General features: G+C 52.7%; 9 protein-coding genes. 4 read left to right on the top strand and 5 right to left on the bottom strand.

Going from position 1 to position 16852, the window contains the following annotated elements; translation table 11 throughout:
• Window positions 1-41: 41 nt before the first annotated feature.
• Window positions 42-2408, top strand: coding sequence for a glycoside hydrolase family 127 protein (locus tag P2W70_RS18315; RefSeq protein ID WP_276482956.1), 2367 nt, complete (start codon window positions 42-44; stop codon window positions 2406-2408).
• On the opposite strand, the gene dusB is transcribed toward P2W70_RS18315, so the two are convergent.
• From dusB to P2W70_RS18290, 5 genes are all read right to left on the bottom strand, one after another.
• Window positions 2403-3440, bottom strand: coding sequence for a tRNA dihydrouridine synthase DusB (gene dusB, locus P2W70_RS18310; RefSeq protein WP_276482955.1), 1038 nt, complete (start codon window positions 3438-3440; stop codon window positions 2403-2405). The two genes, P2W70_RS18315 and dusB, sit on opposite strands and share 6 nt — an antisense overlap.
• A 96-nt stretch (window positions 3441-3536) precedes the next feature.
• Complete coding sequence (locus P2W70_RS18305) at window positions 3537-4754, bottom strand: family 16 glycosylhydrolase (RefSeq protein WP_276482954.1); 1218 nt, start codon at window positions 4752-4754, stop codon at window positions 3537-3539.
• A gap of 147 nt (window positions 4755-4901) precedes the next feature.
• On the bottom strand, window positions 4902-5795 hold the full coding sequence (locus P2W70_RS18300) for a PKD domain-containing protein (protein ID WP_276482953.1): 894 nt from the start codon (window positions 5793-5795) through the stop codon (window positions 4902-4904).
• Window positions 5796-5813: 18 nt separating this feature from the next.
• The gene (locus P2W70_RS18295) at window positions 5814-7316 is read right to left on the bottom strand and encodes a RagB/SusD family nutrient uptake outer membrane protein (RefSeq protein ID WP_276482952.1); all 1503 of its coding nucleotides are present in this window, start codon (window positions 7314-7316) and stop codon (window positions 5814-5816) included.
• A gap of 21 nt (window positions 7317-7337) precedes the next feature.
• Complete coding sequence (locus P2W70_RS18290; protein ID WP_276482951.1) at window positions 7338-10385, bottom strand: SusC/RagA family TonB-linked outer membrane protein; 3048 nt, start codon at window positions 10383-10385, stop codon at window positions 7338-7340.
• Between the two features lie 340 nt (window positions 10386-10725).
• Here P2W70_RS18290 and P2W70_RS18285 point away from each other — a divergent pair, with 340 nt between their 5' ends.
• The 3 genes from P2W70_RS18285 to P2W70_RS18275 all read left to right on the top strand — a co-directional run bounded on the left by P2W70_RS18285 (window position 10726) and on the right by P2W70_RS18275 (window position 16845).
• Window positions 10726-13629: a ligand-binding sensor domain-containing protein gene (locus tag P2W70_RS18285; protein WP_276482950.1), complete on the top strand. Its 2904-nt coding sequence runs from the start codon at window positions 10726-10728 to the stop codon at window positions 13627-13629.
• 252 nt (window positions 13630-13881) lie between these two features.
• A complete protein-coding gene (locus tag P2W70_RS18280) occupies window positions 13882-14760 on the top strand; it encodes a DUF6089 family protein (protein ID WP_276482949.1) in 879 nt (292 codons plus the stop codon).
• A 150-nt stretch (window positions 14761-14910) separates the two neighbouring features.
• Window positions 14911-16845 carry a menaquinone biosynthesis decarboxylase gene (locus P2W70_RS18275; RefSeq protein WP_276482948.1) on the top strand — a complete coding sequence of 645 codons (1935 nt, stop codon included), beginning with the start codon at window positions 14911-14913 and terminating at the stop codon, window positions 16843-16845.
• The last annotated feature ends 7 nt before the right edge of the window (window positions 16846-16852 follow it).

The following is a 16852-nucleotide window of genomic DNA, read 5'->3' as shown; positions in this document are numbered from 1 at the left end:
TGCCCGAATTATTTTACTTTTAGCGTTGAAGAACGTATCATATGATCAAGCCACTTACCCTCGCTTTTTGTTTGACAGGTATCGCTGTAACTGGTTTTGCCCAAACGACCACCTTCCCGTTGCAGGAAGTTCGCCTGCTCGATGGCCCTTTCAAAGAAGCCCAGCAAACTGATCAGCAATATATACTGGCGCTCGATGCCGACCGTCTGTTGTTTCCATTCCTGCGCGAGGCCGGGCTGCCCATGAAAGCACCGTCTTATGGCAACTGGGAGAATACGGGCCTGGATGGTCATGTCGGCGGACATTACCTGACCGCTTTGTCGCTCATGTATGCCTCCACCGGTGAAAAAGCGTTGAAAGACCGCCTGGATTATATGGTAGGCCAACTGGCTCAATGCCAGCAGGCCAATGGTGACGGTTATGTGGGTGGCGTACCGGGCGGTAAAGCCATGTGGAAGGAGATTGCCGCGGGTAAGATCGATGCCGGCAGTTTTTCGCTCAATGGCAAATGGGTACCCTTATACAATATTCACAAGCTGTATGCGGGCCTGTATGATGCCTGGACGATTGGCGGTAACCAGCAAGCCAAAGAAGTGCTGGTTAAACTGACCGATTGGTGCGTGCGGCTGGTATCCAACCTCACCGACGAGCAGGTTCAACAAATGCTGCGCAGCGAACATGGTGGCCTCAATGAAGTGTTTGCGAATATAGGTGCCAGCACCGGTAACAAAGAATACCTCACACTGGCCCGTCGTTTCTCCGACCGGCGTATACTCGATCCGTTATTGCAAAACAAGGATGCACTTACGGGCATACATGCCAATACGCAGATACCGAAAGTGATCGGCTACCAACGTATCGCCAATATCGAAAAAGATACGGCCTGGCACCGCGCCGCCGACTTCTTCTGGCATACCGTGGTGGAGCACCGAACGGTGTCCATTGGTGGTAATAGTGTGCGGGAACATTTCCACCCGGCCAATGACTTCAGTTCGATGATCGAGTCGCGCGAAGGTCCGGAGACCTGCAACTCGTACAATATGCTGAAATTGTCGAAGGAGCTCTTCCTCGGCAAACCTGCGGGCCAGTATATGGATTATTACGAACGCACGCTCTATAATCATATTCTCTCTTCTCAAAGACCAGGTGGTGGTTTCGTATATTTTACACCGATGCGTCCCAATCATTACCGCGTGTACAGTCAGCCACAGGACGGCTTCTGGTGTTGTGTAGGATCGGGACTTGAAAACCACGGCAAGTATGGGGAGATGATTTACGCGCACGATAAAACCGATTTATACGTGAACCTGTTCATTCCCTCTGTGCTCAATTGGAAAGAGAAGGGCATTACGGTGACGCAGGAAACGGCTTTCCCTGCTGAATCGGCTAACACGATCAAGCTACAGTTGACGAAACCCCAAACATTTCAACTACGGCTGCGTCGCCCCGCGTGGGTAGCCGCCAATATGGTGATACGCGTGAACAAGAAGGTGGTAAAGCCGGTATACGATGCTGCATCTGGTTACTATACCATCAAACGGCTGTGGAAGACCGGTGACCAGGTCGGACTGGAATTGCCAATGGTCGTTACATCCGAATTTTTACCCGATCAGTCTTCCTGGATCTCGTTTGTATACGGTCCGCTTGTGCTGGCTGCCGCTACGGATACCGTACGTCTGGATGGATTGCTGGCCGATGGCAGCCGCATGGGACATATTGCCGCCGGCCCGCTGGAGCCACTGGAAAAAGCGCCCCTGGTCGTGGAAGCGGCGAATACGGGCCAACCTGCTGCTAACTGGAGCAGCCAGCTGGTGAACAAGGGGCAACTGCGGTTTGAAGCTACCCGGCTATTCGATCAGCCCGCCTACCAACACCTGCGTCTGCAACCCTTCTATACCATTCATAACAGCCGTTATGTTATTTATTTCCCCTACACGACGAAGGACAGCCTGCCACAGGTAAGGGAGCGTTTGAAAAGCATAGAAACTGCGGGACTGGCGCTTGAAGCACAGACTGTCGATGTGGTGCACTGCGGCGAGCAGCAACCTGAAAATGATCATGGTTTTACAGGTGCACAAACGGAGAATGGTTTATTCCGCGAGCGCAGTTTCCGCAATGCCAAAGGCTGGTTCAGTTATCAACTGCGCAACAGGGAGGGTAAAGCGAAAACCTTGCGGATTACGACCTGGGGCAAAGAGCGCAACCGGCGATATGAGGTGTATATGAATGACCAGTTGGTGACGACGGTATCCGCTGATGGCTCGGGACCAGAGCAATTCATCACCACAGATCTCCCGTTGCCCGCCAGCGTATTGGCAGATAAGCCAGCAGTCATCACCGTTAAATTTGTAGGCAAAGACAATATGTCCACGGCCAATATTTTTGAAGTGCGGCTGCTGCAATTATAAAGAGCAGGTTTCGTGGTAATTCTTCAATACGATGGGGGCTTGTTCAAACTGGTAACCCGCATAACGTGTCAGCATGTCCACCAACACCGTATCGGCGGTAGCGATATCGGGTGCAGTGACCAAACGTTGTTTTACTTCACTGAATCCGGGTAGTCCCTTGAAATAATAAAGATACTGGCGGCGCATGGCATAGATACCTGCTACCGGACCTTTCCAGGCTACAGATTTGAGGAGTTGTTTTCGGCTTACGGCCACACGCTCTTCGAGGGTGGGGGCGGGTAGCATTTCGCCTGTATTGAGGTAATGCCGGATCTCGCGGAAGATCCAGGGATAACCGATGGCGGCACGGCCTACCATGATACCGTCTACGCCATAGCGGTTCTTGTACTCCAGTGCTTTTTGTGGTGTATTGATATCGCCGTTGCCAAAGATGGGGATCTTGATGCGGGGATTGTTCTTCACTTTCGCGATGAGTGTCCAGTCGGCTTCGCCCTTGTACAACTGGCAACGGGTGCGGCCGTGTATGGCGAGTGCTTTGATGCCGGCATCCTGCAGGCGTTCAGCTACTTCTTCAATATTCTTCGTATCATCATCCCAACCCAGCCGGGTCTTTACCGTTACGGGAAGGCTGGTACTTTTCACACAGGCTTGGGTCAGTCGCACCATCAGGTCTACATCTTTCAACACCCCGGCACCAGCGCCCCGCGCTACAATGCCTTTGATGGGACAGCCGAAATTGATGTCGAGCAGGTCGGGTTTGGTCACGTCGACGATGCGGGCGGCCATGGCCATGCGTTCTTCATCGCCGCCAAATATTTGTATTCCTACCGGACGTTCTTCATCGAAAATATCCAGCTTACGTTTGGCTTTGATGGCGTCGCGGATCAATCCTTCGCTGGAGATGAATTCGGTGTAGAGCAGATCGGCGCCATTGTCTTTACACACCACCCGGAAAGGCGGATCGCTCACGTCTTCCATGGGCGCCAGCAAGAGCGGGAAATCGGGTAGTTGGATATGTGCTATATTGACCAAAACGTACTGGTATAAAAGCCGCAAAGTTACAAAAAAGAAAAATGCCGGCTCCCGTAAACACAGAAAGCCGGCACGATCCACTGAAAACCAATATGTTTAGGGCTGTTGGTACACCCTGATATAGTCTACGATCAGCCAGGCCGGAAAATAGGTATTGGGCTCCGGACTACCCGGCCAGTTACCACCCACCGCCAGGTTGAAGATCACGAAGAATTCTTCATTGAAAGGGTAGTTGTTGGCCCCCAGATCGGCCTTGTTGACCGTGGAGAATACCTGGCCATCTACCAGCCATTGGATCTGGTCCTGCTTCCACTCCAGCGAGAATACATGAAACTCATCATTGAAGGTTTTGGATGGGAGCGACCAGCTGCGGGTGATCTGTGTACTGCCCGGGCCTGGACCAAAATGCAAGGTGCCATGGGTTTTGGCAGGTTCGTGACCCACCACTTCCATCAGGTCGATCTCGCCACTTTTGGGCCATCCGCCGAATACACTTTTCTCCGGCATCAGCCAGAAGGCCGGCCAAATGCCTTTGCCGCGGGGTAATACCGCGCGGATATCGATACGGCCAAACTTGATCGGCTGTTTGCCCTGCGTGATGATCTTGGAGGAGGTATAGTTTTTACCCTGGAAAGCTTCCGGACGCGCTTCGATGATCAGCTTACCATTCTGGAAAAACAGGTTCTCGGGGCGATCGGTATAGTATTCCAGTTCATTGTTGCCCCAGCCGCAGACGTTGGGACAACCATCACCATTCTGGTGACTCCAAATGGTGGTGTTGAGTGACGTGGCATTGAACTCGTCGGCCCATTTCAAAACATAACCCGGGTAAGAAGTCGGGGCATCGTACCCGGTGTTGTTATAGCCTATTTTAGTATCGTCGTTACGGATGGTACCGCCGCCGGATGTTTTTAGCAGGGTGCCGTTTACCGGGCTTTGCAACTGAACGGTGAAGTCGTCGTCTCCTTCCTTGATATCATCGCCTACCACAAGTACGATCAGTTTGGCGCTGGTGGCCCCCGCAGGGATGGTAATGCTGGTGTTGGTGGGTACGATATAATCCTGCCCGGCTACCGCTTTGCCTGCCGTGATGCTATATTGCAGGGACACCTCTTTCGTCGTCTTTTTATCGAGGGTGATGGCAAATTCAAATTCGGTGTTGCTGCTATTGCCTTCAAAGAGTGTAACGTCGTTGATGGAAATAGCGGGTACCACAGGAATATCGCCGCCGTTGCCGCCCCCTCCGCTGCTTTTACTGCAGCCGGCAGAAGACAGCCCGAGCGACAATAAACAAGTCGCAATCGTTATTAGCATGGGATGAACCGTTCTTGTTTGCATAATAAAATATTCAATTCGGGTATAAGATCAACATGAGGGTAGCGGCTGGTTGAAAACCGCCCTTCCTGCGGTCACGAAGACCCGGAAGGGCGGTGGCTGCTGTTATTAACTGTGACGCAAAACTTACTTGGCCTTGAAGGTGAACTTCCACTGGCCCCAGTCATATTTTTTGTTGAGCACCATTTTGGTAGCGGTCATTTCCAGAATATCATAGGTGATTACGCTTTCCGGTACGCCAGAGGTGCCCGCTTCCCCGGCTTTGTACAGGGCCATATAAGCGCCATTGCCGATCACCTGCAGTTTGTTGTTGGCAATTACTTTAAACGTGAAATTTCCATTGCCCCATGCCTGGTATTTGGCAGGTATCTGTGCCATCGTAGCGCAACCAACCGGCAAGGCAATATCGGTAGGCCAGGGATTGCCACCCTCGTCATCTACCCGTACATCGCCTTTTACATCGCGTATAAAGCTACCGTCTTTTTTGAAGGTATATTCATCATTAAAGGCGCAGGGGCGTCCTGCCACATCACCTTCTCCGCTGGCCCACCACTGGCCACCGCCGGGATCACCTACCCATAAAGCACCACCACCGGGTTGGTCGAGTACCCAGGTCTTGGACGAGCAACCCGTCAACAAGGCTTTACGGCCCGAACAGCCATTGGGATCATCGGCTGCCACCGATACTTTGATGTTGGCCGAGTCGATGCCGCCATCGCTCATCACGAGTAACTTAATGGTATAGTCGCCCTTGTCGGGGTAGTAAGCCGTGTCGATCTTTTTGCCCACGCGCGCGCCGCCCCCATCACCGATATTCCAACGGAAATAGAAGGCGTCATCGGTTGAACTGGTCAGCAGGTATTTATTGACCTGGCCACTGATGGGGGTTACTGTAAAGGCAGCCTTGGGTTTGGTGCCGATATCGCCATAACTGCTTTTGGGGCTACAACCCGGAAAAAGGGTAGGCGTAGCCAGCAGGAGTAACCAGGAAAACTTATAGGGATTGAACCGCTGTTGCATAGTTGATAGTTTAAAGGATTAATAGCCCTTGTTTTGTTCAAGCACTTTGTTCGTTACATCGATCTCTTGCTGGGGGATCGGCAGCACCTCGTTTTTATTGGCTTTGAAACCACGGGGGCCCAGTACTTCCACCGCTTTACCGCTCCGTACCAGGTCGAAGAAACGATGTCCTTCGGTGGCCAGTTCGAGCCGGCGTTCTTTGTAGATGTTGTCGAGGGTAGCGGGTACGGTGGCAAGTCCCACACGATGGCGCACGGTATCGAGCAGGTACTGTGCCCGGTTGGCATCGGCACCTCCACGTACGAGTGCTTCTGCTTCCAGCAGGTAGGTGTCCGCCAGGCGGATCTCGATCTCATTGACCGGCCAGTTGATCTCGGCGGTACCGACGCTGCTGCGGTAAGCAGTCACCGGAGCATATTTACGGATGAAGTAGTCGGTATTCTGGTAGCGCGCATTGTATTTCGCGCCTTGCGCCTGCATGGCCTTTCCATCGATTATGGTATGTACAAAACGCGGATCATTCTTCAGGGCGTCCACCAGGGACTCGGTAATCGGGGCAAATCCCCAACCTCCTGAGAAGGTAGGGCCATTGTAGTCGGCGGCGCCGACGAACTGAGGGGCTACATTGCCTTCACCACCATTGATCCAGTTCCAGTCGCCCCAGGCAGCCAGGTTGGAGTGGGGGATCTCGAGTATCGACTCTGCATGGAACTTATTATCGGGGCGGAAGATATCGCCATAATTGGCCAGGAGGTGATAGGCAGGTGAGGTGTTGACTTCCTTCAGCAACGCTGCTGCTTCGGCCATCCTGTTTTGCGCATTTTGGTAGAGAATAACCTTGCCAAGTATAGCCGTGGCAACCCCTCTCGGGAAACGGCCATATTCAGCTGCCGGTAGGGTGAGGGGCAGGTCGGGACGTGCTTCCTTCAGGTCTTTCTCGATCTGTGCATAGACGGCGGGCGCTTCAACCTGCTTTTGACTATACAATTCGGAAGTAGGGATGGCGCCCAGTATCAGCGGTACACGGCCGAAGAAACGCACCAGGTCGAAGTAGAAATAAGCACGCAGCGTTTTAGCTTCTGCGATCGTACGTGCTTTGAAGGCGGGAGACAGGCTTTGTACTTTCTCGATCTTCTCCAGCAGAAGATTGGCGCGGTATACGCCCGTATAGGCTTTCTGCCAAAGCCCCAGTTGCGGACCACGGAAAGGATCGAGCGTAAAATCATCGTAGGCTACCCAGCTGGGCTGATCACTGGCATCACTGCCACCGGCATACGCATCGTCGGAGGCTGCCGATAACAAAGGCATCTTCATGGTATAGCCACCCGAGTTGCCCCATTGCATCACATCGTATACAGCAATCAGTCCCTGAAATACCTGGTCCTGGTTCTTATAAAAATTGTCTTCCAGTTCGGTGCCGCGTGGCTCCAGTTCCAAAAAGCTTTTGCTGCAGGAGGTGGTGGTAAGCAGCCCTCCGAGCAATACGGGCAACCATTGTATGGATAAAGAATGTCGTTTCATGATTTGAATAGTTTAAGAGGATTAAAAACCAAGGTTAAGGCCGACCATCAAAGCACGTGCTTGTGGATAGATACCGCGGTCGATGCCAAAGCTGTCGCCGCCGATCTCCGGATCAAAGCCATTGTATTTGGTAAAGGTGAACAGGTTGTTGCCGGTCAGGTATACCCGTACTTTGTTCAGACCTGCTTTTTGTGCCAGGCTGCCGGGTAGTGTATAACCGATCTGCAATACCTTGATGCGGAAATAATCCCCTTTCTGTAAATAGAAGTCGGAACTGCGGCTGAAGTTCTGGTTGGGATCGTTGTAGACCAGGCGTGGGAACTTATTGGAAGTGCCCGGGCCTGTCCAGCGGCTCAACGCTTCTGTGGTCCAGTTGGCAGTAGGCAGGTCGAAACGACGCAAGGCCTGGAATACCTGGTTGCCTGCTACTCCCTGTCCAAATACGAGGACGTCAAATCCTTTCCACGATGCTTCTGCGGTAAAACCAAAGCTCACATCCGGTGTAGGATTGCCGATGATGGTGCGGTCATCGTTATCGATCTTGCCATCCTGGTTATAATCTACAAAGCGGATATCGCCGGCGCTGGCAGCGGGTTGCAACAGCGCACCATCTTTGTTTTTATAGGCCGCTACGTCTTCCGGTGTTTGAAACAGTCCATTGGTCTTGAAACCATAGAATGACCAGACCGCATAGCCTACGGCCGCACGGGTGATCTCTACACCCTGTGGGCCGAAACGCTGACCATTGAGGAAGGTCTTGTCGGCGCCCAGGTAGGTGACCTCATTCTTCAGGTAAGAGATATTACCATTGATCTTGAAGTCGACTTCTCCAATGCGGTTGCGGTAGCCCAGTTCAAGTTCAACCCCGCGGTTCTCCATGTCTGCTATATTGCCTACAGGGCCGGTATTGCCGACATAACCCGGCACGACGATATCGAGCAGCATACCACTGGTCTTCTTATTGAAGACCTCGAATGTCAGGGTGAAGTTGTTGAACAGTACTGCATCCAGGCCCAAGTTCAATTGCGAAGTCTCTTCCCATTTCAGGTCCGGGTTCGAGAGTGCATTGGGGCTCACACCGTTCACGAGTACAGGCGACAGTCCGGTGGTGAAATTTCTGCCGCCGCCAACGGTGGCGAGGTAGCGGAAACGGCCGATGCGGTCATTACCCACCACCCCATAAGAGGCGCGCAATTTTAAGAAGCTGACTACATCATTGACCGGGAAGAAGTCCTCGCGCGAAGCGACCCAGCCTGCAGACACAGACGGGAATACGCCATACTTATTGTTGGGGCCGAAGGTGGAAGAACCATCCCGGCGGATAATACCCGTGAGCAGGTATTTGTCGTCGTAACTGTAAATCGCACGCCCAAAAATCGACGACAAAGCCTCTTCGTATTCGCCTCCCCAGAAGTATTGATTGGTTTGCGCAACGGGAAATTGCAGGGAGGCATCCTTGATATCGTTCACAGGCAGTCCACGCAGGGTGCCTCCCTGGGTTTTGCCGTCATTCTTTTGTCCCGTGGTACCAGCGAGGGCGGTAATGCTGTGTTTGCCAAAGGCGCGTTGGTACGAAAGTTGGTTTTCCCAGATCCATACCACGCCGCGGTTGGAGTTGCGGGTATAGCCATTCAGGGTCACCTGGTTGGTGGTATTGAGGTAATGAACGGGCGAAAAGCTTTCGTCGCCCCAGAAGGCGAGGTCCGTGGCAATGGTGCTGCGCAGTTTAAGGCCTTTGATCGGTTCTACTTCTACAAAGGCGTTGGCAACGACTTTGTCCGACCAACTGCTACCCTGGGCCACTTTCAGGGCTGCGACGGGGTTCAGTATTTCCGAAGTGACCAGGTTGGAAATGCCATATGGGTTACCGTTGGCATCACGCACTACAGGCTGATTACTGTAGGGAGGGGCGTTCACGAGTGCCGGGTTGGTTTCGATCAGCGGCGTGATGGGGTCGAGGTTGATGGCGCGGTTGAGCGGGGTGCCCCACTCGCCATTGGTACCTACGCCTACCGACGAAATACGGGTGTAGCCGATATTGGTGCCGAAGGTGATATTGCTGGTGATCTTGTGCGATGAATTGAAACGTACCGTGAAACGTTTGAACTTGGAGTTGTCGGGCGCCACAATCCCTTTCTGGTCGAGGAAACTGAAAGAGGAGTAGTAGGTAGAGCGTTCGGAACCGCCCGAAAGGCTGAGGTCATGGTTCTGGATGGGGGAGCCATCGGAGAACACCTGGTCTTGCCAGTCGGTACCCTTGCCAAAAGATTCGGGATTGGCAAAACGGGCTTCCTGTCCGTTGGCGATAACGGCTTCATTGAGCAGGTGGGCATATTGGGTGGCATCGAGTAGTTTCAGCCTTCTCCAGGCTTTCTGGGTGCCATAGTAACCGTTGTAGTTGACGGCTATTTTGCCCGACTTACCACGTTTGGTGGTTACCAGGATAACGCCGTTGGCGGCACGGGTACCATAAATGGCGGCTGCCGCAGCATCCTTCAGGACATCGATCGATTCGATATCGTTTTGGTTGAGGTATTCCAGTCCACCCCCGATGGGGATACCGTCTACTATATATAAGGGATCGCTGAATCCGGTGCTGGAAGCCCCGCGGATGCGAACGGTAGAGGCGGCACCGGGCTGACCCGAGCTGCTGGTGATGCTGACGCCCGATACCCGGCCCTGGAGCGATTGCTCGATGCGCTGAACGGGCATATTGTCAAGGTCGCCGGCCTTAACACTTGAAATAGCGTTGGTGACGGCGCCGCGGCGTTGGGTCTGGCTATACCCCACTACCACGACCTCGTCCATGCTATTGGCCCTTTCTTCCAGTTGGATGGAGAGGTTGCTGCCATCGCGTACCGTTACTTCCTGGGCGGGCATGCCGGTGTGTGAAATGACCAGAATGGAACCGGCCCGGGGTACGGTGATGGAGAATTTGCCTTCCGCATTGGCGCTGGTGGCCGTAGAACTTCCTTTGAGGACGATGGTGGCGCCTGGAACCGGGGCGCCTGTAACCTTGCTGGTGATGGTTCCTGAAACCGGGATCGATTGGGCATAGGCCCGGTTCATTAGCAGTGCTTGGCATAGTACCGCACATAAAAGCAGTACAACTTTCATTTTCATAAGCAAACAATTTTGATTGAAGGATGAGGCAATTGGTGTTAACCACTATCGCTCCGGACGGGGCAGGAACGGCGGGTGATTGCCACTTCCTAAAATTATTATACGGTACTGCAAGTGCGTGTTTTGTAACTACATCACCGCTACATCAGCCTGTTGTAAGTCAATAAAATCAAGCTTTTTAGCTACAACAATACTACATCATCCAAAAAAGTGTAACTTTCACATAGGCCCGTTACCGTATCTTACTATCCGAGCCGCCAAGGTTCGGATGTTCGTTAACTTGCTTATGAAAAGATCAAAACGATTGCTGCTGATGCTGCTGGTTTCGGGCATATCATGCCTGGGCCAGAACACCATTGGTTTGCCTGAGATCATCAATTACTCCAAGCACATTTACGGGGGAGGCACCCAAAACTGGGATGTGCAGCAGGATGCCAATGGCATCATGTATTTTGCCAATAATGAAGGTGTGCTCAGCTTCGATGGCACACATTGGCGTATCTACCCCCTTCCCAACAAAACCATCGTACGTTCTATTGCTATCGGACCCGACGGCCGTATTTATGCGGGTGGGCAGGATGAGATCGGTTATTTTGCGCCCGACTCGGCCGGCACCCTTACTTATACCTCCATCAAGCACCTGATACCGGCCAGGGAGCGGTCGATTGCCGACATCTGGGATATCATACCCTGGGGCAATGATGTATTCTTCCGGTCCATCACTAAAATATTGCAGCTCAGCAACCAGCACATCATCGTGTATCCCGCAGTGTCGGAATGGGCGTATATGGGTATGCACGAGGGCCAGCTCGTAGCCCAGGATATGAGCCACGGTTTGCTGCGCTTCAGCCAGGGTACCTGGCAGCCGATGATGCGGCAGGAAGACCAGCCTCCGGGGTTGTATATCAGCGCCCTTATTCCGATGGGTAAAGACAGTTCCCTGCTGGCCACCCTGAAAGATGGGGTGTACCTGTTGACGGCCAATAAGCTCCTGCCTTTTCATTCCCCCGATCTCGACCGGGTAGCACGCGAAACAATCTATGGCGGCATTGCGCTCGAACGTAACCGGTTTGCCCTGGCTACCAGCCTGGGTGGTTGTCATATATTCAATCGGCGGGGTGAGTTAGTGCAAAGTTTCTCCCGCAAGGAGGGGCTGCAGAACAATAATATTACCAGCATCTTCCGCGACCGGGCCAATAATTTATGGCTGGGACTCGATAACGGGATCGATTTTGTGGCTTACGACAATGCGATCAAACATATTCATCCCGAAAACGGGAACGATGGTTCGGGGTACGCTGCCCTGCTGCACAACGAGCGGCTTTACCTGGGTACGACCAATGGGTTGTACACGGTGCCCCTGACGCCGATGGAAGACCTGAGCTTTGTAAAAGGACAATTTGCTGCGGTGCCCAATACCAAGGGGCAGGTATGGGGATTGTCGGGCATCAATGGTCAGGTGTTGATGGGGCACCACGATGGGGCCTACCAGGTACTGCCTGGGGGCGCCATTCCTGTCCATGCGCGGCCCGGCGCCGGTTATTGGACCTATCTGCCGGTGAGCAAGGTGCTGCCCTCGGCGCAAGTACTGGCAGGCACCTATCATGGGCTGGAGCTGATGGAATACCACAATGGCCGGTTCCTGGCTGGCAAAGCTGTGCCCGGCCTGGACGAGCCTGCCCGGTTTGTGACGTTCGACAACAACAATATCGCCTGGGCATCGCATCCTTATCGGGGAGTGTACCGCATCGATATGAGTGTGCAGCCGGCACAGATCAAGTTGTATACACAACAGGACGGACTGCCCTCCTTTATGAATAACCACGTGTACCAGGTCAGGAACCAGGTGGTGATCGCCACCGAGAAAGGGGTGTACCAATACCAGCCACAAACGGATCGGTTTGAACCGGCGCGTGATTTCCAGCCGGTGTTCGGGCAGTTGAGCATCCGGTACCTGAAAGAAGATACCGAGGGTAATATCTGGTTCATCCACGAAAAGCAGTTGGGGGTAGCTGACTATACCGGCACCTCCCCGCAGATCGTTTATTTACCCGACCTCAATGGTAAAATGGTCAGTGGGTTCGAGCACCTGTACACGGTCAATGCCCGCAATATCTTTATGGGCGGGGAAACAGGTTTCTACCATATCAACTACGAGCAATACCGGCGCACCAAAACGAAATTGCAGGCACTCATCAATTCTGTCAATGCTACCGGGCCTACGACCCGCCAGGTTTTTGGAGGATATTTTGGGAAGACCGTAACGCCCGATATTCCCTGGAAATGGAACTCCCTGCATGTTGAATATGCATCGACCTTATATGGTCAGCAAGCGAATATCAGCTATAGTTATCAATTGAAAGGGTTTGATGCCGGCTGGTCGGAGTGGTCACGGAAGACGGAGAAGGATTACACCAACCTGCCGCCTGGCACCTATACCTTTGAGGTGAAGGCGCGCAACAACCTTGGCAATGAATCGGCGGTAGCCAGTTATGTGTTTCGGGTCATGCCGCCCTGGTACCAGAGTTGGTGGGCCTATGCCGTGTACCTGCTGGCACTTTGTTGTTTAGCCGTCGCTTTGTACAAGCGGCAGCAAAAGAAGTTTGCCCGTCAACAGCAGCGTCATGAGGAAGAGCAGCGGCGACTGCAATACCTGCATCAGCTCGAACTGGAGAAGTCGGAGAAAGAGATCATGCAGCTGCGCAATGAAAAGCTCGTGTCGGAGATCGATCATAAGAACAAAGAGCTGGCTTCCTCTGCCATGCACCTGGTACAAAAGGGCGAGTTGATCAGCCGCATCAAAGATGAGTTGACCCGGTTGAAGAAGATGCCTTCACACAGCGACGAAGGCGATGAGCTAAAAAAACTCCTGCGCATTTTACATGAAGAAGATAAGGTAGACCAGGGGTGGGAGCAATTTGCCTTTCACTTCGATCGTGTACACAGCGATTTCCTGGTGGCGCTCAAGCAAACTTACCCGGCGCTTACGGCCAATGAGATCAAGCTTTGCGCTTATCTGCGTATGAATCTTTCTACCAAAGAGATTGCGCAGTTGATGAACATTTCGGTACGTGGTGTCGAGATCAGTCGGTACCGCCTCCGCAAGAAATTACAGATAACCACCGATACCAACCTGTTTCAATTCCTCCTCACGATCCGGCAGGCAGACAGCGAACCCGGGAAAAAATAATATACACCCAACCAGACAGCCCCGCAGGTCGTATCTACACAAAAGCACAATCGACGGAGGGAGAGTAAATTATCCACATGCGTTGTTGCCTATAGCCTTATGTTGCAAGTGGTTGAATAAATTGGCGCGAAACTTGCGTTCAAACATTCAATCTATAAATCTTTACGTTGATCGCATCCGTAAATCTAGAACACTATCTGAAGAAATTTACCCAGCCTTAAATCGCGCTAATCACAAAAAAAGAAAGAACGTATGCGAAAAACGACCGCATTGTTATGCGTGCTATTGCCTGTACTTGTTCAGGCGCAGGAAACCCGCCGTCTCCACCTCACGTTGTTTGGTGGGGTGACCAACTACCAGGGCGATCTGCAGGAAAAAGCCTTCACACTCCAACAGTCCAATCTAGGCCTTGGTGTCGGCCTCAAGTACGACCTTACGCCTCATTTTGCCGTGCGTGGGGGTATTCAGTATGGTTCGGTAGAAGCCAGTGATAAAAAATCGACCGACACCCTGCGGCAGGCGCGCAACCTAAGCTTTCAAAGCAAGATACTGGAGGGTAACCTGATGCTGGAGTATACTTTGTTTAACCTGGAGAACAAGAAAATATCGCCCTATATCTTCGGGGGGATTGCGTTGTACCATTTCGATCCATTTGCCTATGATACGCTGGGCAATAAAATATTCCTGCAGCCGCTGAGTACTGAGGGGCAGGGGATACAACAATATCCCGATCGTAAGCCGTATGCCCGCAACCAATTTGCGATTCCATTTGGCGGCGGTATTAAATTCCGCATCAGCGACAATGTGGTGCTGGGTTATGAGATCGGCCTGCGTAAATTGTTTACGGACTATCTCGACGATGTCAGTACGCGATATGTCGATGCAACTGCACTCGATGTTGAAAGAGGCGCCAAAGCTGTAGAAATGTCCTACCGCGGCAGAGAGCTGAAGAATGGCGATCCCAACTATCCGGCCGAAGGCACGCTACGGGGTAATGCCAAAGTGAAGGATTGGTATTATTTCCAGGGCCTTACCCTTACCATCGGTATCGGTGGCACCGGTAACAATGGTGGTTTCGGCGGCGGTGGTGGTGGCAAGAGCCGGCTCGGTTGTCCCAAAAATGTGTATTAACCAGTTTCTTACTATCTGCCGATATGTGAAGGCCTCCTGCATGCCAGGGGGCCTTGCTTTTTGCCGGAATTCTGCGGCCGGTTTGCCGGTATTGTCACCAGACGGTCCGCGTCGCTTTCTGTCGTAACTTTGCCCCGCAAAAAACAAAGCATGGCATACCGGAATCAGCAGCAGTTTATCGATACCCTGGAGCAGGCAGGCGAATTGATCCGTATCAAAGAATATGTAGACCCCAAACTGGAGATCGCCGAGATCACCGACCGGGTCAGTAAAATGCCGGGTGGCGGCAAAGCATTGCTCTTCGAAAATACGGGGTACGATTTCCCCGTGCTGATGAATGCCTATGGCAGCGACAAGCGGATGTGCCTGGCCCTTGGCGTCAACCACCTCGATGATGTTGCCCGCAACATCGAAGACCTTTTCAAGCTGCTGGCTGCTCCCAAGGAAAGTATCCTGGATAAACTGAAATTGCTGCCTAAACTGGGCGAGTTTGCCTCCTGGATGCCCAAAGTAAAGGGAGGAAGAGGTGCCTGCCAGGAAGTGGTGTGGGAAGGCGCACAAGCGGATATTTCCAAACTGCCGGTAATAACCTGCTGGCCCAAAGATGGCGGTCCCTTTGTGACCCTGCCTATCATTCATACCAAAGACCCCCACACCAATACCCGCAACGTGGGTATGTACCGCATGCAGGTGTTTGGCCCGCAGTTGACGGGTATGCACTGGCATCGCCATAAAGTGAGTGCCAAACACTTCAGCGAATACAAAAAACTCGGTACCCGGATGCCCGTGGCAGTTGCACTGGGCGGCGATCCCGTGTACGCCTATTCTGCTACGGCACCCCTGCCGGAGAACGTGGACGAATACATGCTCGCCGGTTTCCTGCGCAAAAAGAAGGTAGAACTGGTGAAATGTATCTCCCAGCCGGCGATCGAAGTGCCGGCCGATGCAGACTTCGTGATCGAAGGGTATGTAGACCCCCATGACGAATTGATCTGGGAAGGCCCTTTTGGCGACCATACCGGTTATTATTCATTGCCCGACTGGTACCCCAAATTTCATATTACCGCTATCACACATAAAAAGAACCCGGTATACCCTGCCACCATTGTGGGCATTCCACCCCAGGAAGATGCCTGGCTGGGGAAGGCTACTGAACGCATTTTCCTCGCACCGATCAAGATGACGATGGTACCTGAGATCGTCGACATGGACATGCCGGTGGAAGGTGTATTCCACAACCTGGTGATCACTAAGATCAACAAGGAATACCCCGGTCAGGGACAAAAGGTGATGAATGCCATGTGGGGCGCCGGTCAGATGATGTTCAACAAGATCCTGGCTTTGACCGATGGTACTACCCCCATCACCGACTACAAAGCCCTGGCCCAGTATATGTTCAGGCACCTCAATCCGGCTACGGATATTTATTTTTCGCAAGGCCCGATGGATGTACTCGACCACAGCTGCAGCAAGCTGGGCTTTGGCGGTAAGATGTGTATCGATGGTACGCGCAAACTGGAAGAGGAAACCGATGATTCGTATTGCCTGCAAAGCAATGGGGTGAAAGTGGATGATAAAGCAGTGCTGGCAACGTTTGCCGATATCAAAAGCATCAACACACAATTGCTGGCACTAGATATACCCTGCATCGTGGTTTCGGTACAGAAAAACCGCAAAGGACATGTACGCGAGCTGCACCAACAACTCTGTCAGTCCAATGCTATTGAAGGCGTAAAGGTGGTATTGTATGTGGAGCATACGGTAGACGCGGGCGATCTGGCGGTAGCGCTCTGGCGCTTCTGCAACAACCTCGATCCCCGTCGCGATAGCCTGCCTTTCGAGCAACCCTCCACGCAGCAGGTCGGGAAGAAATGGGCTTGTATGGGCTTCGACGGCACCATTAAAACCAAAGAACACGACGATTTTCAGCGCGACTGGCCCAATATCATCGTGGCCGACGATACCACCATTGCATCGGTCGACCAGAAATGGTCTTCGCTGGGATTGGGGGCATTTCAACCTTCGCCCTCGCTCAAATTTAAAGGACAGATCTACGGAGAAGAAGCGGTGGTGGAGCATGTGTGAGAAGGGG

It is taken from the genome of Paraflavitalea pollutisoli, assembly GCF_029360705.1.
GTDB classification, from domain to species: Bacteria; Bacteroidota; Bacteroidia; order Chitinophagales; family Chitinophagaceae; genus Paraflavitalea; species Paraflavitalea pollutisoli.
This window is presented reverse-complemented; position numbering and strand designations above follow the sequence as displayed.